The sequence below is a fragment of the Paraburkholderia sp. BR10141 genome, from assembly GCF_056155635.1.
This window is the reverse complement of record NZ_JBMIQH010000009.1, coordinates 181,814-203,383: the sequence shown is the minus strand read 5'-3', so window position 1 is coordinate 203,383 and position 21,570 is coordinate 181,814. Positions and strand designations below refer to the sequence as shown.

The window sequence follows — 21,570 nt, the reverse complement described above, 5'->3', positions numbered from 1 at the left end:
GTTCTAAAGGCAGGCTGTCTTGAAGAGCCAGAGTCTGAAGCGTTTGACCTTGTCGACTTCTTGCTCGTCTTCGCGGTAGGAGAAAAAGTGCGTCTCGCGGCTGAGTCTTACGAACTCGACGTCCCCCACGATGACGAGGTCTCCACGGGAAAGTTCACGCTCGGCGAGCCGTGTGGTTTCGAGTGCCACGCCCATACCGTCAACCGCGGCTGAGAGCACGAGAGCCGCGCGGTCGAATGAAGGACGGACTGTATGCGGGAGCGGCATGTCGTTGAGCTTAAACCAGTGAGGCCACGTGACGCCGCTGAGTTGCGAATCGATAAGGGTGAGTTTTTGTATCAGTTCACGCGGCTCGCTGCCGGAGCGCAGTAGTGATGGAGAGCACATGGGCACAATTCGTTCTTCACCCATCGGGAGCGCGACGATGCCGGTTCTTTGGACGGCGCGGCCATAGGAGATCGCCACGTCAACTTCCCTATCCCTGGTGAGGTCAATGGGAATCGCGCCCGATGAGAGCCGGATTGTGATGTCAGGGTTTTCGCGCATGAATTCCGGCAAGCGCGGGCCGAGCCATTTGGCGGCAAAGCTGGGAGCGCAATGTAGCGCGAGCACCTGGGCAGTGGGAGCCAGGCTGACTTCGTTGCAGGCAGCTTCAACGACGTCAAAAACGCGGCCAAGGCTTTGCTGGAGACGAAGTCCCTCTGGCGTCGCTTGCACCGTTCGGTGGCGTCGTGCCAATAGCCGGCGCCCGAAGTAGTCCTCCAGTTCGCGAACCTGGTGGCTGATTGCAGACTGAGTTAGGTGCAGTTCCTCAGCAGCACGTGTAAAGCTCTCTAGGCGGGCAGTGGCTTCAAATGCCCTAAGTAGTACGAAACTTGGAAGGCGCCTCATGTTCGTCTCCATGCATGAACCTGATTCATGGTTGTATGAACAGCTATTGTTTGTCAACTGTTCCGCGAAGACCGACGATGTTGTTATCGGTCTTTGCTTCCAGGCACAGAAGCATAAGTTGCGAAGGTGATTTCAATCCACTTTCAGTTTCCATCATCAAATCCTGTAGAAGGAGAATGACCATGTCCACAGTCGCCGAACGCCCTGCCGATTCGATCGTTAAAGCAGGAAAGGTTTCGATTTATCAACCGGAACAGGAGGGACTTATTTTCCCTGAGCTTCCGACATTCAAGACGGTGGAAGACCATAGACAGCATCTGAAGCAACGCCTCGTGGCCGCATGCCGGGCATTTGCTATCCACGGCTTCGACTACGGATTTGCCGGCCATCTCACCGTGCGAGACCCGGGAAATCCCAGCCTCTACTGGACGAATCCGATGGCGGTGCACTTCTCACAGGTCAAGATTTCGAACCTCATCTGCGCCGACCACCAGGGCAAGGTCGTCGAGGGCGAGTACGCCCTCAATCGCGCAGGCTTCGTTCTTCACGCGGCGGTGCACGAGCAGCATCCGGACATCGTCGCGATGTGTCACGCGCACACGGTGTACGGCACAGCGTTCGCCTCGCTTGGCAAGCCGCTCGCGCCTATCTCGCAGGATGCAGCGGCCTTCTACGAAGACCACGTAGTCATCGGCGATGAAGCGGGAAAGGTCGCGGTCGAGGTAAAGGGTGGCAACAAGGTCGCGAACGCCTTCGCCGGTGTCAAGGCTGCAATTCACCAGAATCACGGTCTGCTCACGGCGAGCCGTCACAGCATCGACTCGGCTGCCTTCTGGTTCATCGCTCTCGAGCGCTGCTGCCAGCAACAGCTCATGATTGAAGCGACGGGCGTGACGCCAAAAGAAGTGACGCCGGAGCGTGCCCGCTATAGCCGTGAACATGTCGGTAGCGACTACATCGGCTGGCTGCATTTCCAGACCATCTGGAACGACCTCATCGCGACGCAGCACGACATGTTCGACTAACCAGCGCGGAGCGAACACTCGACCTCCCGAGGAGCATAGAGCTGCTCCTCTTGGGGTCACCGACGTGGCGGAGACAAAGCGCATAAAGCACCCGCCAATCAAGAAAGGCCCCCCATCAGGAGACAACAATGAGTTCCCACAGCCCCGTCGCGTATATGGAAGGCGGTGAGTCGTCTGCATTTGCGAAAGCAACGATGCGACTCGTGCCGTTCCTCTTCGTGTGCTATCTAACCGCATATCTGGACCGAATCAACGTTGCATTTGCCAAGCTGCAGATGCTCAACGATCTTGGCCTCAACGAGGCCATCTACGGGTTCGGCGCAAGTGTGTTCTTCATCGGCTACCTGTTGTTCGAGGTCCCGAGCAATCTGATGCTTCTCCGCGTAGGCCCACGGCGCTGGATTGCACGAATCATGGTGACTTGGGGCATTATCTCGGCGTGCATGATGTTTGTCCGGACCCCGGTCGAGTTTTATGTCATGCGTTTTTTGCTGGGCGTTGCTGAAGCCGGATTCTTCCCGGCAATCGTTCTTTACCTGACTTACTGGTTCCCCTCGTCGAGGCGCTCCAAGGTAACGGCGCTGTTCATGACGGGTATTCCGATGTCAGGCGTTATCGGCGGCCCTCTATCGGGTTGGCTCATGACACAGCTGGGTGGTGTGCACGGGATGGCGGGATGGCAGTGGCTGTTTCTGCTTGAGGGCATTCCGACCGTCGTCTTCGGCGTAATTGCATTCTTCTACCTCGATGACAAGGTTCAAGACGCGACCTGGCTTAGCGAGAGTCAAAAGGCTGCGATCGAGCGAAAGCTACGAGATGAGGCGCCGAAGGGCGCGCTCCATTCTGCGCTGGACGGCTTGCTGAATCCGAAGATTCTTCTCGTCAGCGGCGTCTACTTCTTCTACACGATGGGGCTCTACGGCGTGAGCTTTTGGCTCCCGACGCTGATCAAGTCAAGCGGTGTATCGGACCCGCTCGACGTTGGCTTGCTAACTGCGATTCCGTATGCGGCGGGCGCCCTTGCCATGATCGTGGTCAGTCAAAGCTCCGACCGCACCGGAGAGCGACGCTGGCACCTGATCGTGCCGGGTCTGGTTGGCGCACTCGGCCTCGCGATGAGCGTTTCGTTCGCGCACTCGACTACCCTTGCGATGGTCGGCCTGACGATTGGAACAATGGGCGTGATGACGACGATCTCACAGTTCTGGGTGTTGCCGCCCGCTTTCCTGGGCGGTGCCGCCGCGGCAGCCGGTCTCGCGCTGGCAAACTCGGTCGGCAGTATTTCGGGTGTGGTCAGCCCGTCGCTGATTGGGGTAATCAAGAACGCAACGGGCTCGGCCGGTGCGGGCGTACTGGTACTCTCGGTCAGCCTTCTGGTTGGGGGTGCGCTGGTACTTTTCGTTCCGCCGACTCTCGTCAACTCCAACCCGAAGTAATCGCTGGAATAAACGAGCCGGCCGAAGGCGAGCCTTCGGCCGGTGGTGTAGTGGTCGGGGCGCCCCTCTAGCGTGGACATGCCTGGCGGGGCACGTTTCATTCAACTGGGATGACGGCCTCACTCATATGCCGGACCAGGTTCTCTCGAGCAAAGTCCGCGTGCTGGAGGCTGAGCTTCGCCGCAAGTTCTTCATCGCCCCTGGCGATGGCATCTGCGATTGCGGCATGTTCGTCCCAAACAGTCTTGCGTTGGCCGACAACTTGATGAACAGCTCCCATGACACGCCGCAGGTGCATCCAATGCAGGCGTGCGTTCTCGACGATGAGCGGATTGCCCGAGGCGGCGTAAATGGCGAGATGGAATGCCATATCGGCTTCAATCATCGCCTTGATGTCTGAGCCCTTTGATAACTTCCTGCCATTCGCAATCAGCGACTTGTCCAGCTTCACCTGCTTCCTGGCCGCGAGGCGGGCGGCAAGACTGTCGAGCGCACCGCGCAGTTCGTAGAGGTGGCCAATCCGTTCCGCGTCCAGAGGTGTCACCTGAAGTCCCCGGCCAGGGGCGTCTTCCACCAGTCCATCCTTCTTTAGCAGACGGAACGCCTGCAAGACGGGGGACCGGGAGACTGCCAGCTGCTCCGCGATTTCCTCCTGGACAATACGTGTCCCGGGGGCGATGGACCCCTCGCTGATGGCGTCGAGGAGGATACGGTAGACCTCGTCGACATAATCTGTTCGGGCCTGGATTTTCAGAAGTTTCGCTGGCATGGCAACGGTTTCGGTGGATACTGAATACTGTAGCTTACCAGCACAAGATAGCTACGCGAAGTCGTGCACCACGGGCGAGATCAAAGTGCGTAAAGATCGGCGACAGGCAATGGGTCCGGGAAAAGGCGCGGGACGTTAAAAGGGCCGGGGCGACGGCGGAGAGTTCAGGGCAGCGTGCGTGCGACCGCTAACCGGAAGAAAGTGTGGCGACCATGCTGGCGGATCGGTTTTTGTTGCCAGACAGTCGGACGCAGAAATCGGATCTCGACTACGGAAGTTTGAACACTGTATTCAATATTAGATTGGCCACTTGTCGGAAGCTATCAGTGTTTAGCAGTATTTTGGGTCCAGGATGTCTTCAATATAATTGAATACAGAGTACGGAGTTCGCAGAGGCGCCACGCACCAGGGTGGCCCATCGGCAGACGAGGTTGGTGCATACCCCGCTTACAACGAAGCTGGAATGACGGTCGTACCCGCCCGGTCGTGTAGATCGCGATGGTATGGGTCTTGCGTGAATGGTATGGGTCTTGCATGCCGCTAAGCCAGATTAGGCGGAAGGGGTGCGGTTCATTCGCGCCTCGAGACCGCCTTCCGATCCCGATCATGGAGTAGACGGATTATGAACTTCAGCTATTCGACCACGGCGGTGAGGGCCGGACATCGGCTCGATTACTGGGCCGAGTGCGTTTGCAAGCAATTGATTCCCGCGAATGCGAACTTCGGCACGCAGGCCGATTTTTCCGGAGCGTTGTCGGGCCATTCGCTGGGCAGCCTGACGATTTGCCATATGAATTCGGGAGAGCACACGTTCCTGCGCACCGAAGCCAATATCCGGGCGATGCCAAACGAGGATTTCGTCGCGCTGATGGTCCGCTCGGGCGCAGCGACGATGATGCAGGACGATCGTGAGGTCGAACTGCTGCCGGGCGACATCGTCCTGTGCGATGCGGCGCGGCCGTTCATCAATGGATTGATGTCGGACTCGACTTACCTGCTGCGAATTCCGCGTGCGCAGTTGCTCTCGCGGTTCAGCGGCGCGGAACGGATGATGGCGGTTCGCATCGCCGAGGGCAGGGCCATGGCCCGTCTGCTGCACGAGATGGCGGAAGAGGCGTACAAATGGCAAGGTCATTCCGACTGCGGTGCCGCGGAGGCCCGGCTTGCGTCCGCGCTGGTGGACACGTTGACCGCGGCGATGGAGGTGCAGGCAGCGGGCAGCGGTTGCGAGGCCGCGTCACGCTACGACACACTGTTCGATCGCGCAGACAAATACATTCGCGGACACCTCGACGACGGTACGTTGACGAGTGTTGACATCGCGTTGGCGCTGCACGTGTCGAACCGGACGTTGGTCCGGGCGTTCGCCAGCCGGAACACGACCGTGATGCACCACGTCTGGCAGAGACGACTGGAAGCAAGCTTCTCGATCTTGACGGAGCGCCGCGTCCGTCAAGTTTCGCAAGCCGCGTTGCAATGCGGATTCAACAATCTCGCGCATTTTTCCCGGGCATTCAGGAAGGCGTTCGGTACCACGCCGGGCAGTCTGTTGCACGGAGAAGCGGGCTGACGCCCGCGGCAAGCGTGCGCGAACCTTTGCCTGCAGCACGCTTCGCGACCCGCACCGCAGTCGCGGACTCAACCTTTCCCGCCCGTGACTCAAACGGGCGGATGCCGGCGATGCCAGTCTGTCACGCTTTGCACGGCACCACCGGCGCGCACTAGAGCGGCTTCGTCGAAATGCCGCCCGACGAACTGGAATCCGACCGGCAGGCCTCCTGCAGCCGGAATGCCTGGCAGCGTGATGGTTGGGCTGCCGGTCATGTCGAACGGGCACGTGAATCGCAGCATCGCGCCAAGCAGTTCCTCTTCCTCACCGATCTTCGACACGCGCTCGAGCGTCGGAGCTGCGACGCCCGTGGATGCAATCAGCAGCACGTCGATGTCGTCAAACACGGCCTGCACGTGTCCAGCGAATGCGTGGCGTCGAAGCACGATGCGCTGGTATTCCATCGCGCTCAGGGCACGGCCCTGCTCGATCACGGTGGCGAGCGACGGGCCGTACTGCTCTTTGTGCCTCGGATACGTCTTCTCATGCGCTACCGCGACTTCGATAGCGCACAGATTTACCCAGTCCTTGAATGCCTGGGTCGTATCGGGGAAGCGGATGTCGACGATCTGCGCACCAAGGTACATGACCACTTCGAGTGCGGCTTCGAGCGTGCGCCGAGTGGGTTCGTCAACGGGGTGCTGATTGAGCCGCCTGTCGACGCCGATTCGCAACCCGCGCACCCCCTGGTTTGCTGCTACGTGATAGTCCTGCACCGGCTCGCGGCTCGCGGTCGGGTCTTTGGGGTCGACGCCGGCGATGACGCTGAGCATGGCGCCCGCGTCGGCGGCGCTGCGTGCCATTGGCCCGATGTGATCGAGTGTGGCGGCCAGTTCGAACGAGCCGTGCCGGCTGACACGGCCCCAGGTGGGTTTGAGTCCGGTGACGCCATTTGCGGCGGACGGAAAACGGATCGATCCACCGGTATCTGTCCCGATGGATCCGTAGCAAAGACCTGCAGCCGTTGCGACGCCTGAGCCGCTCGACGACACGCCCGTCCAGCGGGTCGGATCCCACGGATTGATCGGCGGCCGAATGTCCGGATGATGATCGACATAAGCGCCTTCCGTCATCTGCAATTTTCCGAGAATCACTGCGCCTCCCGCGCGAAGCTTCTCGACCACCGTGCCGTCCTCGGTCGGTTTGAAATCGCGATAGATGGGCATGCCGGCCATGGTCGTCACGCCCTTTGTCCAGCACAGATCCTTCACGCCGATCGGCACACCATGCAACGGGCCGCGCCTCTTGCCGGCCGCGATCTCCGTGTCCGCCTGCCTCGCATCGCTCATCGCCTGTTCGGCCATAACGGTCGCGTAGCTGCGCAATTCCCGGTCAACCGTGCCGATGCGTTCCAGCAGCGCCTGCGTGACTTCGGTGGACGAGATTTTCCGGGTCTGGATGCGGTGCGCTACGTCGAGCAGTTCCAGGTAATGCAGATCGGTTTCCATGGGCTTTCTCACGGTTTGTTCGGATGAAGGCGAAGGCGCATTCATCCTGGACTCTAGCAGTGCGTTCATCGGGGAATTTGTCTACGTTTGCCAATCCGATTTGCTCGAAGGGACAACTTCGTGTCGCCATGTTCGGGGTTCGGAAGGCGTAGAGCGGGGCAGTATTCGTTTGCTCGGCGGCGAGATTACGGGGCGGAGCAGCAATGCGCGAACTCGTCACATACACGGCCGCCGCGGAGAGACTGTCTGTCCGAGGCAAGCCGGATGGCAACGCGAGTCAAGCCGGAAAGCGCGGTTCGCCCTAAGATGTTTCATACACGGTTGGCCGCGCGGACGAATGCAACGTGTCGGTGGCACGTCCGGCTTTCAGCCTTCGAAGATTGCAGCTTCCACAAGGAGTCCCGAACATGAGCAAGCACGAAACCCAGGCACTCACGTCGACGCCCGCGGAGCGGGCGTGGGCGTTGTTCCGTGTTCTGAAGGGCAAGAATCTCATTCCGGACGGCTACGTCGAGAGTATGACCGACCTGATGGAGAACCAGTGGGACCCGTCCAATGGCGCACGGATCGTGGCGCGGGCGTGGGTGGACCCGGAATTCCGGGAGCTGCTGCTGCGTGACGGCACGGCCGCCTGCGCGCAGTTCGGCTATACCGGCCCGCAAGGCGAATATGCGGTCGCGCTGGAAGATACGCCGACGCTGAAGAACGTGATCGTCTGCAGCCTCTGCTCTTGCACCAACTGGCCGGTGCTGGGGCTCGCGCCCGAGTGGTACAAGTCGTTCGAGTACCGAGCGCGTCTGGTGCGCGAGGGCCGCACGGTGCTGCGTGAACTGGGGACTGAGTTGCCCGAGGACGTGGTCGTGAAGGTCTGGGACACCACGGCGGAAAGCCGCTATCTGGTGCTGCCAGTTCGGCCGGCGGGCACCGAACATATGAGCGAGGATGAACTGCAAAAACTGGTCACGAAGGACGTGCTGATCGGTGTGGCACTCCCACGCGTGCAGTAAGGGCCGCTGGCCCGCATTTCTTCTGCCCGATTTCATTCAGGAGACTCAACATGGACGGCTTTCACGACCTCGGCGGCGTTCAAGGCTTTGGCAGGGTGCGCCACACCATCAACAGCCAGAGTTACAAGCCGGTCTTTCACGACGACTGGGAGCACCTGGCCTACAGCCTGATGTTTGTCGGCGCAGATCATCTGAAACTGTTCAGCGTCGACGAGGCGCGGCACGCGGTGGAGCGCATCGAGTTTCGCCAGCAGGCCAATACACTGTATTTCGAGCGCTACGTCATCGCGACAGCCACGTTGCTGGTTGAGAAGGGCGTGCTGACGCAGGAGGAACTCGATCGCGCGCTCGGCTCGAAGTTCCAGCTCGCCGTGCCGACCATCAATAAAGGGCGCCCCGCCATCACGGGCCGGCCGCCGTTCGAGGTTGGCGACCGCGTCGTGGTGCGCGACGAATACGTGGCGGGGCACATCCGTGTACCAGGCTACATCCGCGGCAAGGAAGGCGTGGTGCTGCATCGCACGACAGTGAAGTGGCCGTACCCCGACACGATTGGCCATGGCGACCAGACCGCGGTGCACCAGCCCACCTATCACGTTGAATTCAAGGTCAAGGATCTGTGGGGCGATGCCGCCGACGATTGCCTTGTGGTGGTCGATCTGTGGGAGGGCTACCTGGATAAGGCTACACAGCGTTCCGCCGCATCTGACGTGACGACGAGTCTGATCGCCAGATCGGCTGAGCAAGGCGTGACGGCGTGACCTCGGTCGATTCCCTGTTTCGGGGAGCCGCTACACCCAGAATCCCGGTGACTGTGTTGTCGGGATTTCTTGGTGCGGGAAAGACCACGCTCCTCAATCACGTGCTGCGCAACCGCGCCGGAATGAAAGTCGCCGTCATCGTCAACGATATGAGCGAGGTCAACATCGACGCCGAAGACGTCCGGCGTCATGTCGAACTGCATCGGGGCAGCGATGAATTGGTGGAAATGAGTAACGGGTGTATCTGCTGCACGTTGCGCGCCGATCTGCTCGAGCAGGTTGGCGCGTTGGCGCGTGAGGGTCGGTTCGACTATCTGCTGATTGAATCGACTGGTATTTCCGAACCGATGCCGGTGGCAGAGACGTTCGCGTTCCTTGATCAACAGGGCTTCAGCCTGAGCGAGCTGGCTCGGCTCGATACGATGGTCACTGTGGTTGACGGGGAAAGTTTCGAGGTAATGCTCGAATCTGAAGCCTCCTTCGAGGATGAAGGCAAGGGTGCGCAGGCGCAGCATAAACTGTCCGATCTGCTGGTCGAGCAGGTTGAGTATGCGAACGTGATCCTGGTCAGCCGGCTCGACCGGATCGGCGAGGAAGGTTTCGCCAGATTGCGGGCGCTTCTCTTCAGGCTGAATCCTCAGGCGGAGATCCTGCCGATGGAGCACGGCAAGGTCGATCCAGCCCGGATTCTGAATACCAGAAAGTTCGACCTGCCGAGCCTTGCGCATACTCCAGGATGGATGCAACGTATGGAGGATGACGAGCGTCCGTCCGAATCCGACACCTATGGCATAGCGTCTTGGGTGTACCGCGAGCGCGCGCCGTTTCATCCGGGGCGCTTGCTTGCCTTTCTGCACCGTCCGTGGACAAACGGGCGTCTGTTGCGATGCAAAGGGTATGTCTGGCTCGCGAACCGGTATCCCGACATCGGCATGCTGGTGCAAAGCGGAGGCCGGTTTCAGTGGGGCTACGTCGGGCGGTGGTGGCGCTTTATTGCCGAGTCCGAATGGCCTAAAGATGACTATCGCCGGCAACGCATCGTTGAAAAATGGCAAGAACCCGTGGGCGATTGCCGGCAGGAGACCGTCTTCATCGGGCAGTCGATCGATTGGGATGTACTCAAGACTGAACTGGACGCATGCCTTCTGACCATGGCTGAAATCGAGCAAGGCCCGGAGTTCTGGGCAAACCTCGCGGGTGCAGCCGATTTCGACGCCGGAGCCGCTGCTCAGTACTGATCTCGCGATGCCGTGCGAAATTACGCGGCGTGCCCCGGCGACTCGAAGACAAGCGCCTGACTGCTTACAACATCGGGGAATGAAGATTGTCCGGATGATCCAGCATGTCTGCCACCAGATGCAGCGATTCCTCCATCGCGAACGCGTCGCCGGGACCGCCAAGGCAGATGCGAACGGCATTTGGCGGATTGCCGTCTGTACTGAATGCCGCGCCGGAGACCACGCCGATTTGCTTCGTGCGCAAATGTGAAGCGAGTTCGGATGCGCTCCAGCCGGTTTCGGCGGGCACTCTTAGCCACAGATGAAAGCAGTCTCTCGATCCCTCGATTTCGCGCGAGGCGAATATTTGCGCCGCCATGTGCTGGCGCACCTCGCACTCTCCCCGAATTGCCTTCAGCATTTGTTGCGCCACGCCGCTCTCGATCCAGCGTGCCGCGAGATATGACATATACGGGCTTGCCATCACTGTGGTCGCGCGCAACGCACCGGAGAGACGTTCGGCATGCCGGGCGCTCGGTGCGACGACGAAGGCCACACGCAATCCCGCGCCAAAGCACTTCGACATCCCGGTCACGTAGTAGGTCAGCTCCGGTGCGAGCGTCGCGAGCGCCACGGGCGGCATTTCAGAGAGCATGCCGTAGGCGTCGTCCTCGATAATCGGCACGTTGTAGCGCAGCGCGATATCGGCGACATGTTCGCGACGGTTCTGCGAGAGCGTGCGCGTGGTCGGATTCTGCAGCGTGGGATTGCAGTAGAGCACGCCCGGCCTGCGCGTCTTGCAAAGCACCTCGAACGCCGTGGCACTCAGGCCCTCATCATCGCGCGGCAGCGGCGCGAGCGGCATGCCAAGCTGATTCGCGATCACCTTCAAGCCCGGATACGCGAGGCAATCAGTGCAGATCGCTTCACCGGGCTTCACGAGCCGCAGCAGCAGCGCAACGAGGGCATTGTGTATGCCTGGGCACACCAGCAGCGCATCCGCGCGGTGCGCAGGCAGGGTGTGACGCAGCCACTGGCTCGCCATGCTGCGCTCGAACTGCGAGCCGCCGAAATCCTGATAGCGCAACATCGACCACGGGTCGGCCGCGCCAATGATCTGTGCCGCCGACTCCGCGAGCAGTGCAGTCATTTCCGGCGGCTCCGGCGGCATGTTCATGGTCATTTCGAGCGAGGTGCCCGAACGCAGCGGCACCGCGGGCGGCCTTCCGCGCACATACGAGCCGCTGCCTGCGCGCGAGTCGATCAGGCCGCGCTTGCGCGCCTCGGCATACCCACGCGCGAGCGTGGTGTAATTGATCTTCAGCGCATCCGAAAGATCGCGCAGCGCAGGCAGGCGGTCGCGCGGGCGCAGACGGCCGCTCGCCACATCTTCTTCGATGAGGTCGGGAATGGTCTGATAAACGGGCTTGTCGCTCTCGGCGAGCCGCTTGAGCCAATGGGCAGTGACGTTCGTCATGGACGTGCGCGCAGGCGCCTTCAATAGTGGGCCCATTCATTCTAGTGAGAACGGGCGCCGGAAAAATAAACAATTGATCGCATGCGATCGCGTTGAATGATCTGAATTGATGCATGCATGCACCTGAAGCGAATGCGCGTTGCCCCGAGCCAGGGCGTGTGCCAGATCACGACAACGCCGGGGCGCGGCGTGCATACGCGCCTGGCACGCGCTTCACGAAAAAAATTGCCTGGATCATTCGCGGCACATGGCATTGATTGTCAATTGATCGCATGAAGCATGCCGCTTGATGGCATACCCGTTGCGATAAGAGAGACGCCGGCCACCGGTCGGCCACAGTCCTCAATTATTGAACGGAGTCACGCAATGCCCGCCATCACCACGCCCGCCCACAAGACCGGCGACTTCCTCGTCGATTACGAAGAGAAGGTGTTCGAGGACGTCAAGGCTGAATCCGGCGAGAAAGCGCTCGTCACGTTCCACACGGTCGCGTTCGAAGGATCCATCGGCTTCGTCAACATGCTCCAGGCCACGCGGCTGCAACGCAAGGGCTTCGAAACCTCGATCCTGCTTTACGGTCCCGGTGTGATGCTGGGCGTGCAGCGCGGCTTTCCCACGCTTGGCGCCGAAGCGTTTCCGGGCCACCTGAACTTCAACAACCAGTTGATGAAGTTCATGGCCGAAGGCGGCAAGGTCTACGCGTGCCGCTTCGCGCTGCAGGCGCTCTATGGCCAGAGCGAGTCCGCGCTGATCGAAGGCGTGCGGCCCATCAATCCGCTCGACGTGCTCGACCTGAAGCTGCTGCATCGAAAGTCGAACGCGCTCGTGATCGATACCTGGACTGTTTGAACGCACACGGGTATCGCCATGTCGATCACATCCACGAAGCGCATTGTCCGCGCGGCGGCGGTGCAAATTGCGCCGGATCTCGAATCGGGCGCGGGAACGCTCGAGCGCGTGGGCGAGGCCATCGTCGCCGCGGCACGCGAGGGCGTGCAGCTTGCCGTGTTTCCCGAAACGTTTCTGCCGTACTACCCGTATTTCTCGTTCGTACTGCCACCCGTGCAATCGGGCGCCGAGCATCTGCGGCTGTACGCGGAGGCGGTGGCAATACCCGGGCCCGTTACGGACACGGTGGCCTCGCTTGCACGCCAGTACGGCATGGTGATCGTGCTCGGCGTGAACGAGCGCGATCACGGCAGCCTCTACAACACGCAGCTGATTTTCGACGCGGACGGCCAGATCAAGGTGAAGCGCCGCAAAATCACTCCCACCTTCCACGAACGCATGATATGGGGGCAGGGAGACGCTGCAGGCCTGAAGGTCGCGGAAACGGCCGTGGGGCGCGTGGGTGCGCTCGCGTGCTGGGAGCATTACAACCCGCTCGCGCGCTACGCGCTGATGACACAGCACGAAGAGATCCACTGCAGCCAGTTCCCGGGCTCGCTCGTCGGGCCGATTTTCTCCGAGCAGATCGAGGTGACGATCCGTCATCACGCACTGGAGTCGGGCTGTTTCGTTGTAAACGCAACGGGATGGCTCAGCGACGCGCAGATCGAATCGATCACGACGGATCCAAAGCTGCAAAAAGCGCTGCGTGGCGGCTGCAATGCCGCGATCGTCTCGCCGGAGGGCCAGCATCTCGCCGCGCCGTTGCGCGAAGGCGAAGGCATGGTGATCGCCGATCTCGACATGGCGCTCATCACCAAGCGCAAACGCATGATGGACTCGGTCGGCCACTATGCGCGGCCCGAGCTGTTGAGTCTCGCGATCAACGAGCGGCCCGCCACGCCCGTGTTTTCTCTCGACGAGGCGAGCGTCGCCCCAGTCGTCCCCACCAGGAGTGCCCACGATGAATGCCAGCGTCAACCTGCCGGAATCGAACCTGCAACTCTTGACTGAACTTCAGTCGAGCGGGCTCCGTCTGGCCGAGCCGGAGTCGACGGGCCTGTCGCGCCGCGGAGGCGCGGGTCCGTCGGACCACAAGGCCGTTGTGATCGACGGCGTTGCGCTCATGGTGCCGGTCCATACGCACGGCGCGCACCGGTCTGCATTCGTTGCGGATGCGCCCGACGATGCCGGTGTGAGCGTGCTCAGGCGCGGCAGCATTCCCGTTGCGCAGATCGCCTTTGCGAAGACGCCGCGCTTCTACAAGCTGCAGACGCTCGATGGCGTGCCGTACTCGCATATCGCGACGCTGCACGGCACCGATGTGCTGGCGACTACGGTGCTGCAAACCTGCATCCGCTATGAGAGCCGTAAGAAGGCCTGCAAGTTCTGCGCAATCGGCCAGTCGCTCGCGGCGGGCCGCACGATTGCGCACAAGACACCGGAGCAGCTCGCCGAAGTGGCACGCGCGGCGGTGCTGCTCGACAACGTGAAGCACATGGTGCTCACGACTGGCACGCCAGCCACGCCCGACCGCGGCGCGGCGATTCTTTGCGAAAGCGCGCGGGCAATCAAGCGCGCGGTCAATCTGCCGATTCAGGCGCAATGCGAGCCGCCCGACGACGATGCCTGGTTCGGGCGCCTGCGCGAAGCGGGCGTCGACACGCTCGGCATGCACCTCGAAGTTGTTGGCGAGGCCGAACGCGCGCGCATCATGCCCGGCAAGGCGTCGGTGCCCGTGAGCCGCTACATGGAAGCGTTCGAAGCGGCCGTGCGGGTGTTCGGGCGCGGCCAGGTGAGCACGTACCTCCTCGCGGGTCTGGGCGACACGCCGCAGCGTATCCTCGATACCGCGCAGCAACTCGTGCGTATCGGCGTCTATCCGTTCGTGGTGCCGTTCGTGCCCATTGCGGGCACGCCGCTCGAAGATCACGCGCCGCCTACGCCCGAATTCATGCGCTCGATTCTCGCACCGCTCGGCGCGATGGTGCGCGAAGCGGGCCTGCGTGCCGACGACATCAAGGCGGGCTGCGGCAAGTGCGGCGCGTGCTCGTCGCTCGCTTCGTTCGAAAAGGTGGCGGCATGAACGCGGCGCTTCATACCGACGACAAGATCGTCGTGCGCTGGGCCGGCGAACCGTGGGAGCACGAAGGAGCGCTGGCGATTCGCCGTGCCGTGTTTTGCGAAGAGCAAGGCATTTTCGACGGAGATGATCGAGACGAAACTGACGACACTGCGCAACTGCTCGTTGCCGTGCAAGGCGCGGACGGAGCGGCGCCTTGCGTGGTGGGCACCGTGCGCATTCATCGCGATCCGGCCGACGCATCGGTCTGGTACGGCTCGCGGCTTGCCGTGCGCGCGGATTTTCGCCGGCACGGGCGCATCGGCGCGACACTGATCCGTCTCGCCGTGAGCAGCGCCCACGCGCTCGGCTGCACGACGTTTCTCGCGCGCGTGCAGGCACAGAACGCGCCACTCTTCCGTCGTTTGCACTGGTGCACGCTCGAAGAGGTGATCGTGTTCGGGCGCGCGCATCACGTCATGCGGGCCGATCTTGCGCACTATCCGCCGTGCGCAACGCCCTGTGCGGGATTCACCATTGACCAGCGGAGGGCCGCATGACGCTCGACGCAATCGTGGAGACGATCCGGGCGAGCCGCGGCGTTGCGCACAAGACCGACATCGCGCCGATGCTCGCCGCGCTCGACGCTGGCCACGACGCATCCGTGGTGATGGCCGCGGGTGATGATTGCGCCGCGATTCCCGACGGCGACGGCTACCTGCTGTTTGCCGCAGAGGGCATGGTGAGCGACCTGATCGAGGCGATGCCGTGGTTCGCGGGCTATTGCTCGGTGCTCGTGAACGTGAGCGATGTCTGCGCGATGGGCGGGCGGCCGATTGCGGTCGTCGACGTGATCTGGAGCCAGGGCATCGCACCCGCTGCGCAGGTGCTCGAAGGCATGGCGGCGGCGTCCCGGCAGCTCGGCGTGCCTATTGTGGGCGGCCACAGCAACGCGCGCAGCGACCGCACCCAACTCGCAGTCGCGATCCTTGGCCGCGCGAAGCGCCTGCTATCGAGCTTCGAGGCACGCTCGGGCGACAGGCTGCTGATGGCGGTCGATTTGCGCGGCGCATTCGTCGAACCGTATCCCTACTGGAACGCGGCCACCGAAGCGCCGGCCGAACGTCTGCGCGGCGATCTCGCGCTGCTCGCGCAGATCGCTGAAGACGGCCTGTGCGTGGCGGCGAAGGACATCAGTATGGCCGGTATCGTCGGCACCGCGATGATGCTGGCCGAGTGCTCTCGGGTGGGCGTCGTGATCGATCTCGCCCACTTGCCGAAGCCCGACGGCGTACCGCTTTCGCACTGGCTCCAGATCTTTCCGAGCTACGGCTATTTGCTGAGCGTGCGCGAAGAGCATGTAGCCGAAGTGATCGCACGGTTCGAGGGGCGCGGCATTGCATGCGCCGGGATCGGCGAGATGCAGCCTGAGCCCTCGGTAGACGTGCGCTGGCAGGGCGAAACGCGCACCGTCTGGCGGTTCGACGCGCAGCCCTTCATCGTGCCCGCGGACCGCCGCGCAACGCGCGCATTCGCAAGCCTATCTTCGTAGCACCCGACCAGGACACCACCATGCCCGTCACTCATTTCGTCGTGCGCTGGCCGGACGGCACCGAAGCGCGTTGCTATTCGCCCTCGACCGTTGTCCGAGATTATCTGCAACCCGGCGACTATCCGCTCGACGCCTTTCTCGATGCGACGCACGACGCGTTGGCCGCGGCGTCAGAGCGCGTGCGCCAGAAGTTCGGCTACGCGTGTTCGTCCGCACTCGATCAGTGGGACGTGATCGAACGCACAGCACAGCCATTCCATTCGCAACCGGCGGCGCTTGTCACTGTCGTGAGCGTCGATTGATTCACAGCGTCGCGGTGGCGTGACCGCCGCGAACGTTGCTTAAGGAGATTCCTATGTCCATTCAGGCACCTGCCGCCGAGGCCCATGTCAGCGTCGCCATTGTCGGTGGCGGTCAAGCCGGCCTCTCGATGAGCTATTACCTCAAGCAGTCCGGCATCGATCATGTCGTGCTTGAAAAGCGCTCCGTCACGCATACATGGCGCCTGCAGCGCTGGGATGCGTTCTGCCTCGTCACGCCGAACTGGCAGTGTGCATTGCCAGACTATCCCTATCGCGGCGACGATCCGCACGGCTTCATGAAGAAGGACGAGATCATCGCGTGGCTCGACGGCTTCGTGCGTCACGTCGATGCGCCCGTGCGCGAAGGCGTGGCCGTGACGCGCGTAGCACGCCGTCCACAGGGCGGCTTTTTCGTGCAGACCTCGGACGGCGCACTGAGCGCCGACCAGGTAGTGGTGGCCTCGGGCGGCTACCACACACCGATTGTGCCGCGCATGGCCGAGCGGCTGCCCGCCCATGTCGTACAGATCCAGTCGTCGGAATATCGCACGCCGGAAGCTTTGCCCGAAGGTGCCGTGCTGGTGGTCGGCTCGGGGCAGTCGGGCGCGCAGATCGCCGAAGACCTGCATCTCGCTGGCCGCAAGGTCGTGCTCGCAGTGGGCGAGGCGCCGCGCTGCGCGCGCTTCTATCGCGGCCGCGACGTGGTCGACTGGCTTGCCGACATGAAGTACTACGACATGCCGGTCGAAGAACATCCGCTGCGTGAGGGCGTGCGCGACAACACTAACCACTACGTGACGGGTCGTGACGGCGGACGCGACATCGACCTGCGCAAGTTCGCGCGCGAAGGCATGGAGCTCTACGGCGTGCTCGAGGACTATGCAGACGGGATGCTGCGATTCGCGCCGAACCTGCAAGAGAATCTCGACAGTGCAGACGCCACGTATAACCGTATCAATGCGTCGATCGACAGGTTCATCGCGCAACAGGGCATCAGCGCACCGCATGGCAGCCCTTATCAACCGATTTGGGCGCCGCAAGCGGAGCGCGAGTTGCTGGATCTCGCGGCGAGCGGTATCGGCAGCATCGTCTGGTGCATCGGCTTTCGGCCGGACTTCGGCTGGATCGACCTGCCGGTTTTCAACGGGCGCGGTTATCCTGGCCACGTACGCGGCGTCACGGCGCAGAACGGCCTCTATTTTCTCGGCCTGCCGTGGCTGCATACGTGGGGTTCCGGGCGCTTCTCGGGCGTTGCGCGCGACGCCGCGTATCTCGCGGACCTCATTGCCGCGCAGGCGAGGCCCGATGCGCGCGCGGCCTGAAAAGACGCGTGAACCCGTGCGCATGCAGACACAGGGCGCGTCGCGCACGCAGTACGTCGCCGGCATGCCCGAGCTGGCCTTCGCGGGCCTCTCGGAGCAGTGGCTTCTGCGCACTTGCGCGCAACTGCACTGGAACGCGCTCGCGCGGCAGGCAGGTCTCGCTTCACCGGACTTCTACGACGACGAAGGGCAAAAGTCGTATGCCGCGTTCACGGCGATCCGCGTGCGCGAGGCGCGACTCGAAGAGGTTGGCGAGCATCAGCGCTTCGCGATCGAAGCCGACGTCCAACGCATCGCGCTCGCGCGGCATTTTGGCGTCTTTCGCGTGTTCACGCCCGAGAGTGCCATCGCAAGCGTGGAGATGATTTCGACGTTCGTGCGCCGCGAACGCATTGGCGACAACCGTTCGGTGTGCCGGGCGATGTTCTGTGGCGCGCCACCGCGAGCGACGCCGAATGCGGCGTTGGAACTCGCCGCCCAGGCGAAGCGCTTCCGCACTGGCGAGTGGACGCGTCATGGCCGGCTCGACCGGGCGGAACACGCCGCGCAGCATGTTGTCGAGTACCTGCCGTGCCCGTCGCTCGATTTCAACGGCGCGCATCTCCTTTACTTCGCAAGCTTTCAGTCGATGGTCGAGCGCGCCGAATGGCACTGGCGCTCGGCGTCGAATTCTGCGCCACCGTGGCTCGTCGAACGAGACATGGCCTTCTACGGCAACGCAAACGTGGGCGATCGCCTGACCCTTTCGTTCGGCGCGCGTCACACCAGTCATGGCGGCCTTTCGCACTGGTGCTCGATAGCGCGCGCGGCGGACGGCGTGCGCATTGCCGATGTCGTTACGCACAAACGGTGGTCGCATGAATGACACGACATCCCTGCCGCGCAAGCCGCTCTACAGCGCCGCCGATCTCGAAGGCGTGCCGTGGCTCGACGCGCGGCCAGGCGAATATCCTTATTTGCGTGGCGTGCACGCGACGATGTACACCGAGCGGCCGTGGACAATCCGGCAATACTCGGGTCGAGCCGACGCCGGCGTCTCGAATCTGGCGTACAGACGCGCGCTCGAGGCGGGCGCCATGGGGCTGTCGGTCGCCTTCGACTTGCCGACTCATCGCGGCTATGACTCCGATCACGCAGATATTGCTGCTGACGTGGGCGTGGCCGGTGTCGCCATCGATTCCGTAGAAGACATGGCGCGTCTGTTCGAGGGCGTTCCGCTCGACCGCGTTTCCGTTTCCATGACAATGAGCGGTGCGGTGCTGCCGGTGCTGGCGGCATTCATCGTTGCGGCGCAGGAGGCGGGCGTCGACGCGGCGCAATTGCGGGGCACTATCCAGAACGACATCCTCAAGGAATTCATGGTGCGCAACACCTACATCTTTGCGCCCGAGCCTTCGATGCGGATCGCGACGGACGTCGTTCGCTACGTGCTGGAGCACATGCCGCATTTCAATGCGATGTCGATTTCCGGCTACCACATCCAGGAAGCCGGCGCGGACGGCGTGCTCGAACTCGCCCTCGCGCTCGCGAATGCGAGCGAGTATGTGCGGCGGCTGATCGGGTTCGGCGTCGACGTCGACCGCGTTTGCCGCCAGTTGAGCTTCTTCTTCGCGGTCGGGCGCGACTTTTATGGCGAGGTCGCCAAGCTGCGCGCCGCGCGCGTGCTGTGGGCCGAGCTTGCGCGTTCGTTTGGCGCGCGCGATCCGCGTGGCATGCAGTTGCGCATGCATTGTCAGACTGCCGGTTCGACCCTGACTGCGCGGCGCGCGCAGAACAACATCGTGCGTACCACAGTCGAGGCGATGGCTGCCGTGTTCGGCGGCACGCAATCGCTGCATACGAACGCGTGGGACGAGGCGCTTTCGTTGCCCGGCGAGGACGCCGCGACGCTTGCACGCGACACGCAACTGATCCTGCAACACGAGATGGGCCTGTGCGACGTAGTCGACCCCTGGGCAGGCTCGTATCTGATAGAAGCGCTCACGGCGCGTACCGCCGACGCGGTGCGCGAGATGCTCGCGCAAATCGCCGCGCAAGGCGGCGTGATAGCGGCAGTCGAGTCGGGCTGGGTCGAGGCGCGCGTACACGAGGGCGCGGCGCGGATTCAGGCGCAGACTGATTCGGGTGAGCGCGCGGTTATCGGTGTCAATCGCTTCCAGGTGCCGCACGACGACGAAAGCGAAAGCCTCGATGTCGATGCACGGCGGATACACTCACTTCAGGCCGACAGGCTCCGGCGGCTGCGTGCGAATCGCGATCCACAGCGAGTGCGCGCCGCGCTCGAGCGGCTCGCGGAAGTTGCTAGAAGCGGCGAGGGCAATCTGCTCGCGGCGACAATCGACGCAATGCGAGCGCGCGCAACGGTTGGCGAATGCACATCGGCGCTCGAACAGGTTTGGCCGCGCTGGAGCGCGCCGGTGCGTGCGGACCGGCGCGCCTGGGCACAAGCTCGTGCAAGCGATGCCGCCTGGGAGGCGGCGAAGGACGCCGTAGCGAAGTGGCGGCGATCGCGCGGCCGTACGCCTCGCATCGTCCTGCTCAAGCTCGGCCAGGACGGCCATGATCGTGGCGTGCGCGTGGTGGCCGCCGCGCTCGCCGACGCAGGCTTCGAGACGGAGATTGGTCCGCTCTTTGTGACGCCCGGGCAGGCCGCGCAATGGGCGACCTCGCGCTCGCCCGACATCGTCGGGGTTTCGACGCTCGCGGGCGCGCATCTGAGCCTCGTTCCGGCGCTGATCGACGCACTGCGCGCGACCGATATCGACGCGCCAGTCGTCGTGGGCGGGATTGTCCCGCGCGCAGATCATGCGCGGCTCATGGCGCATGGCGTGGCGGCGCAATTCGGCCCGGACACGCCACTCGACAGCATCGTGCGCAAGCTGTTAAGCGTAACGAGACACGAGACTAACGCGCCTGCTTGAGGGCGCCGAGCACGTCTCCTGTGGCATGCCCCTCGGCGCGAAAGCGGCCTCGAACATCCGAAGCGACGTGCACTAGTCCTGCGTCGGCTGCGCACCGAAGCGGTGATAAAGGGTACGCGCCGCGTAGTCAATCATGAAGCCCAGTGCGCCGATGACGAGGACAACGGCTACGAGTTCCGGGTACGCGAGCCGGTCGCGCGTATCGAGGATGAGATAACCGAGGCCCGAACTCACACCGAGCATTTCGGCGGGCACGAGTACGATCCACAGCACGCCGACCGCGAGTCGCACGCCGGTCAGGACGTGTGCGGCGATGCCCGGCACATAGACATGCCAGATCATTTCGGCATGCGTCGCGGCGAGACTCTCGCCAAGCTGCACCCAGCGCGTATCGATATGCTGCACGCCCGCCGCAGTGCTCATGACGATGGGCCAGATGGCGGCGAACGCGAGCAAAAAGTAGACGGGCGGATCGCCGACGCCGAGCGACATGACAGCGATCGGCATCCACGAGAGCGGTGAGATCATCCGCAAGAATTGCAGCGCAGGCGAAAGCGCGGCTTCGATCGCCTTGATGCGCCCGATCACGAACCCGAGCGGCACGCCGAGTGCGATAGCACATGCGAGACCCACGCCGATGCGCCGGAGGCTCGCGCAGATGTGCGCAAGCAACCGGTCTTCGCTGATCAAATCGGGAAGCGCTTGCCATGCAGCAAGTGGACCGAATTGGGCGGCGAGTGCATTGTGGCGCGCGAGCGCTGCCACCGCTAGCCACCATAACGCCACGATTGCGGCGAGACCCAGCACGCCGAGCGCGGCGCGCGTGGGCATGCTGTTGCGCACGCGCGATTGCTTGCTGGAAAGTTCCGTGGGGGCGGGCAGG

At 62.8% G+C, this 21,570-nt stretch carries 20 protein-coding genes; 15 read left to right on the top strand and 5 right to left on the bottom strand.

Annotation, left to right across the window (positions count from 1 at the left end):
• Nucleotides 1-3: 3 nt before the first annotated feature.
• Complete coding sequence (locus tag ACOJB8_RS15445; RefSeq protein WP_475013295.1) at nt 4-891, bottom strand: LysR substrate-binding domain-containing protein; 888 nt, start codon at nt 889-891, stop codon at nt 4-6.
• A gap of 182 nt (nt 892-1,073) precedes the next feature.
• On the opposite strand from ACOJB8_RS15445, the gene ACOJB8_RS15440 reads away from it, so the two are divergent.
• Together ACOJB8_RS15440 and ACOJB8_RS15435 are read left to right on the top strand one after the other, a co-directional pair.
• The gene (locus tag ACOJB8_RS15440; RefSeq protein WP_475013221.1) at nt 1,074-1,916 is read left to right on the top strand and encodes a class II aldolase/adducin family protein; all 843 of its coding nucleotides are present in this window, start codon (nt 1,074-1,076) and stop codon (nt 1,914-1,916) included.
• 128 nt (nt 1,917-2,044) lie between these two features.
• On the top strand, nt 2,045-3,352 hold the full coding sequence (locus tag ACOJB8_RS15435; protein ID WP_475013219.1) for an MFS transporter: 1,308 nt from the start codon (nt 2,045-2,047) through the stop codon (nt 3,350-3,352).
• Nucleotides 3,353-3,449: 97 nt separating this feature from the next.
• On the opposite strand, the gene ACOJB8_RS15430 is transcribed toward ACOJB8_RS15435, so the two are convergent.
• The gene (locus ACOJB8_RS15430) at nt 3,450-4,121 is read right to left on the bottom strand and encodes a GntR family transcriptional regulator (protein ID WP_342946489.1); all 672 of its coding nucleotides are present in this window, start codon (nt 4,119-4,121) and stop codon (nt 3,450-3,452) included.
• A gap of 622 nt (nt 4,122-4,743) precedes the next feature.
• Between ACOJB8_RS15430 and ACOJB8_RS15425 the strand changes: the two genes are divergently transcribed.
• The gene (locus ACOJB8_RS15425; RefSeq protein ID WP_475013217.1) at nt 4,744-5,691 is read left to right on the top strand and encodes an AraC-like ligand-binding domain-containing protein; all 948 of its coding nucleotides are present in this window, start codon (nt 4,744-4,746) and stop codon (nt 5,689-5,691) included.
• 89 nt (nt 5,692-5,780) lie between these two features.
• Here ACOJB8_RS15425 and ACOJB8_RS15420 read toward each other — a convergent pair whose 3' ends face one another.
• Nucleotides 5,781-7,178, bottom strand: coding sequence for an amidase (locus ACOJB8_RS15420; protein ID WP_475013215.1), 1,398 nt, complete (start codon nt 7,176-7,178; stop codon nt 5,781-5,783).
• Nucleotides 7,179-7,585: 407 nt separating this feature from the next.
• On the opposite strand from ACOJB8_RS15420, the gene nthA reads away from it, so the two are divergent.
• From nthA to ACOJB8_RS15405, 3 genes are read left to right on the top strand one after another with little or no spacing between them, the layout of a single operon-like run.
• Nucleotides 7,586-8,185 carry a nitrile hydratase subunit alpha gene (gene nthA / locus ACOJB8_RS15415; RefSeq protein ID WP_475013213.1) on the top strand — a complete coding sequence of 200 codons (600 nt, stop codon included), beginning with the start codon at nt 7,586-7,588 and terminating at the stop codon, nt 8,183-8,185.
• A 50-nt stretch (nt 8,186-8,235) separates the two neighbouring features.
• On the top strand, nt 8,236-8,946 hold the full coding sequence (gene nthB, locus ACOJB8_RS15410; RefSeq protein WP_475013211.1) for a nitrile hydratase subunit beta: 711 nt from the start codon (nt 8,236-8,238) through the stop codon (nt 8,944-8,946).
• The gene (locus tag ACOJB8_RS15405; RefSeq protein WP_475013209.1) at nt 8,943-10,184 is read left to right on the top strand and encodes a GTP-binding protein; all 1,242 of its coding nucleotides are present in this window, start codon (nt 8,943-8,945) and stop codon (nt 10,182-10,184) included. The genes nthB and ACOJB8_RS15405 overlap by 4 nt, the downstream gene beginning before the upstream one ends.
• Before the next feature lie 64 nt (nt 10,185-10,248).
• Here the strand turns inward: ACOJB8_RS15405 and ACOJB8_RS15400 are convergent, their stop codons facing one another.
• Nucleotides 10,249-11,640, bottom strand: a complete 1,392-nt coding sequence (locus ACOJB8_RS15400; protein WP_342946483.1) for an aminotransferase-like domain-containing protein — start codon at nt 11,638-11,640, stop codon at nt 10,249-10,251.
• A gap of 366 nt (nt 11,641-12,006) precedes the next feature.
• Here ACOJB8_RS15400 and ACOJB8_RS15395 point away from each other — a divergent pair, with 366 nt between their 5' ends.
• Genes ACOJB8_RS15395 through scpA form a run of 9 tightly spaced genes read left to right on the top strand, consistent with a single transcriptional unit; the run spans nt 12,007 to nt 20,687 of the window.
• Nucleotides 12,007-12,489: an MSMEG_0572/Sll0783 family nitrogen starvation response protein gene (locus ACOJB8_RS15395; protein ID WP_475013207.1), complete on the top strand. Its 483-nt coding sequence runs from the start codon at nt 12,007-12,009 to the stop codon at nt 12,487-12,489.
• Between the two features lie 18 nt (nt 12,490-12,507).
• Nucleotides 12,508-13,542, top strand: coding sequence for a Nit6803 family nitrilase (locus ACOJB8_RS15390; RefSeq protein WP_475013205.1), 1,035 nt, complete (start codon nt 12,508-12,510; stop codon nt 13,540-13,542).
• A complete protein-coding gene (locus tag ACOJB8_RS15385; protein WP_342946481.1) occupies nt 13,493-14,614 on the top strand; it encodes an MSMEG_0568 family radical SAM protein in 1,122 nt (373 codons plus the stop codon). The genes ACOJB8_RS15390 and ACOJB8_RS15385 overlap by 50 nt, the downstream gene beginning before the upstream one ends.
• Complete coding sequence (locus tag ACOJB8_RS15380) at nt 14,611-15,150, top strand: MSMEG_0567/Sll0786 family nitrogen starvation N-acetyltransferase (protein WP_342946480.1); 540 nt, start codon at nt 14,611-14,613, stop codon at nt 15,148-15,150. Before ACOJB8_RS15385 ends, ACOJB8_RS15380 begins: the two co-directional genes overlap by 4 nt.
• Nucleotides 15,147-16,142: a sll0787 family AIR synthase-like protein gene (locus tag ACOJB8_RS15375; protein WP_475013203.1), complete on the top strand. Its 996-nt coding sequence runs from the start codon at nt 15,147-15,149 to the stop codon at nt 16,140-16,142. The genes ACOJB8_RS15380 and ACOJB8_RS15375 overlap by 4 nt, the downstream gene beginning before the upstream one ends.
• Nucleotides 16,143-16,162: 20 nt before the next feature.
• Entirely contained in the window at nt 16,163-16,444 is a 282-nt protein-coding gene (locus tag ACOJB8_RS15370; RefSeq protein WP_342946478.1) for an MSMEG_0570 family nitrogen starvation response protein, read from the top strand.
• Between the two features lie 53 nt (nt 16,445-16,497).
• Nucleotides 16,498-17,766 (top strand): MSMEG_0569 family flavin-dependent oxidoreductase, encoded by a 1,269-nt coding sequence (locus ACOJB8_RS15365; RefSeq protein ID WP_475013201.1) that lies wholly within the window; start codon nt 16,498-16,500, stop codon nt 17,764-17,766.
• A complete protein-coding gene (locus ACOJB8_RS15360; protein ID WP_475013199.1) occupies nt 17,750-18,631 on the top strand; it encodes a Pnap_2097 family protein in 882 nt (293 codons plus the stop codon). Before ACOJB8_RS15365 ends, ACOJB8_RS15360 begins: the two co-directional genes overlap by 17 nt.
• Nucleotides 18,624-20,687: a methylmalonyl-CoA mutase gene (gene scpA / locus ACOJB8_RS15355; protein WP_475013198.1), complete on the top strand. Its 2,064-nt coding sequence runs from the start codon at nt 18,624-18,626 to the stop codon at nt 20,685-20,687. The genes ACOJB8_RS15360 and scpA overlap by 8 nt, the downstream gene beginning before the upstream one ends.
• 72 nt (nt 20,688-20,759) lie before the next feature.
• Here the strand turns inward: scpA and ACOJB8_RS15350 are convergent, their stop codons facing one another.
• Nucleotides 20,760-21,518: an ABC transporter permease gene (locus tag ACOJB8_RS15350; protein ID WP_475013294.1), complete on the bottom strand. Its 759-nt coding sequence runs from the start codon at nt 21,516-21,518 to the stop codon at nt 20,760-20,762.
• Nucleotides 21,519-21,570: the final 52 nt, after the last annotated feature.

Coding starts and splice junctions, on each gene's coding strand:
- ACOJB8_RS15385 (WP_342946481.1), top strand. CDS start 13,493: ATGAATGCCAGCGTCAACCTGCCGGAATCGAACCTGCAACTCTTGACT.
- ACOJB8_RS15400 (WP_342946483.1), bottom strand. CDS start 11,640: ATGACGAACGTCACTGCCCATTGGCTCAAGCGGCTCGCCGAGAGCGAC.
- ACOJB8_RS15425 (WP_475013217.1), top strand. CDS start 4,744: ATGAACTTCAGCTATTCGACCACGGCGGTGAGGGCCGGACATCGGCTC.
- nthB (WP_475013211.1), top strand. CDS start 8,236: ATGGACGGCTTTCACGACCTCGGCGGCGTTCAAGGCTTTGGCAGGGTG.
- ACOJB8_RS15420 (WP_475013215.1), bottom strand. CDS start 7,178: ATGGAAACCGATCTGCATTACCTGGAACTGCTCGACGTAGCGCACCGC.
- ACOJB8_RS15365 (WP_475013201.1), top strand. CDS start 16,498: ATGTCCATTCAGGCACCTGCCGCCGAGGCCCATGTCAGCGTCGCCATT.
- ACOJB8_RS15375 (WP_475013203.1), top strand. CDS start 15,147: ATGACGCTCGACGCAATCGTGGAGACGATCCGGGCGAGCCGCGGCGTT.
- scpA (WP_475013198.1), top strand. CDS start 18,624: ATGAATGACACGACATCCCTGCCGCGCAAGCCGCTCTACAGCGCCGCC.
- ACOJB8_RS15360 (WP_475013199.1), top strand. CDS start 17,750: ATGCGCGCGCGGCCTGAAAAGACGCGTGAACCCGTGCGCATGCAGACA.
- ACOJB8_RS15435 (WP_475013219.1), top strand. CDS start 2,045: ATGAGTTCCCACAGCCCCGTCGCGTATATGGAAGGCGGTGAGTCGTCT.
- ACOJB8_RS15395 (WP_475013207.1), top strand. CDS start 12,007: ATGCCCGCCATCACCACGCCCGCCCACAAGACCGGCGACTTCCTCGTC.
- ACOJB8_RS15445 (WP_475013295.1), bottom strand. CDS start 891: ATGAGGCGCCTTCCAAGTTTCGTACTACTTAGGGCATTTGAAGCCACT.
- ACOJB8_RS15440 (WP_475013221.1), top strand. CDS start 1,074: ATGTCCACAGTCGCCGAACGCCCTGCCGATTCGATCGTTAAAGCAGGA.
- ACOJB8_RS15380 (WP_342946480.1), top strand. CDS start 14,611: ATGAACGCGGCGCTTCATACCGACGACAAGATCGTCGTGCGCTGGGCC.
- ACOJB8_RS15350 (WP_475013294.1), bottom strand. CDS start 21,518: ATGCCCACGCGCGCCGCGCTCGGCGTGCTGGGTCTCGCCGCAATCGTG.
- nthA (WP_475013213.1), top strand. CDS start 7,586: ATGAGCAAGCACGAAACCCAGGCACTCACGTCGACGCCCGCGGAGCGG.
- ACOJB8_RS15430 (WP_342946489.1), bottom strand. CDS start 4,121: ATGCCAGCGAAACTTCTGAAAATCCAGGCCCGAACAGATTATGTCGAC.
- ACOJB8_RS15370 (WP_342946478.1), top strand. CDS start 16,163: ATGCCCGTCACTCATTTCGTCGTGCGCTGGCCGGACGGCACCGAAGCG.
- ACOJB8_RS15390 (WP_475013205.1), top strand. CDS start 12,508: ATGTCGATCACATCCACGAAGCGCATTGTCCGCGCGGCGGCGGTGCAA.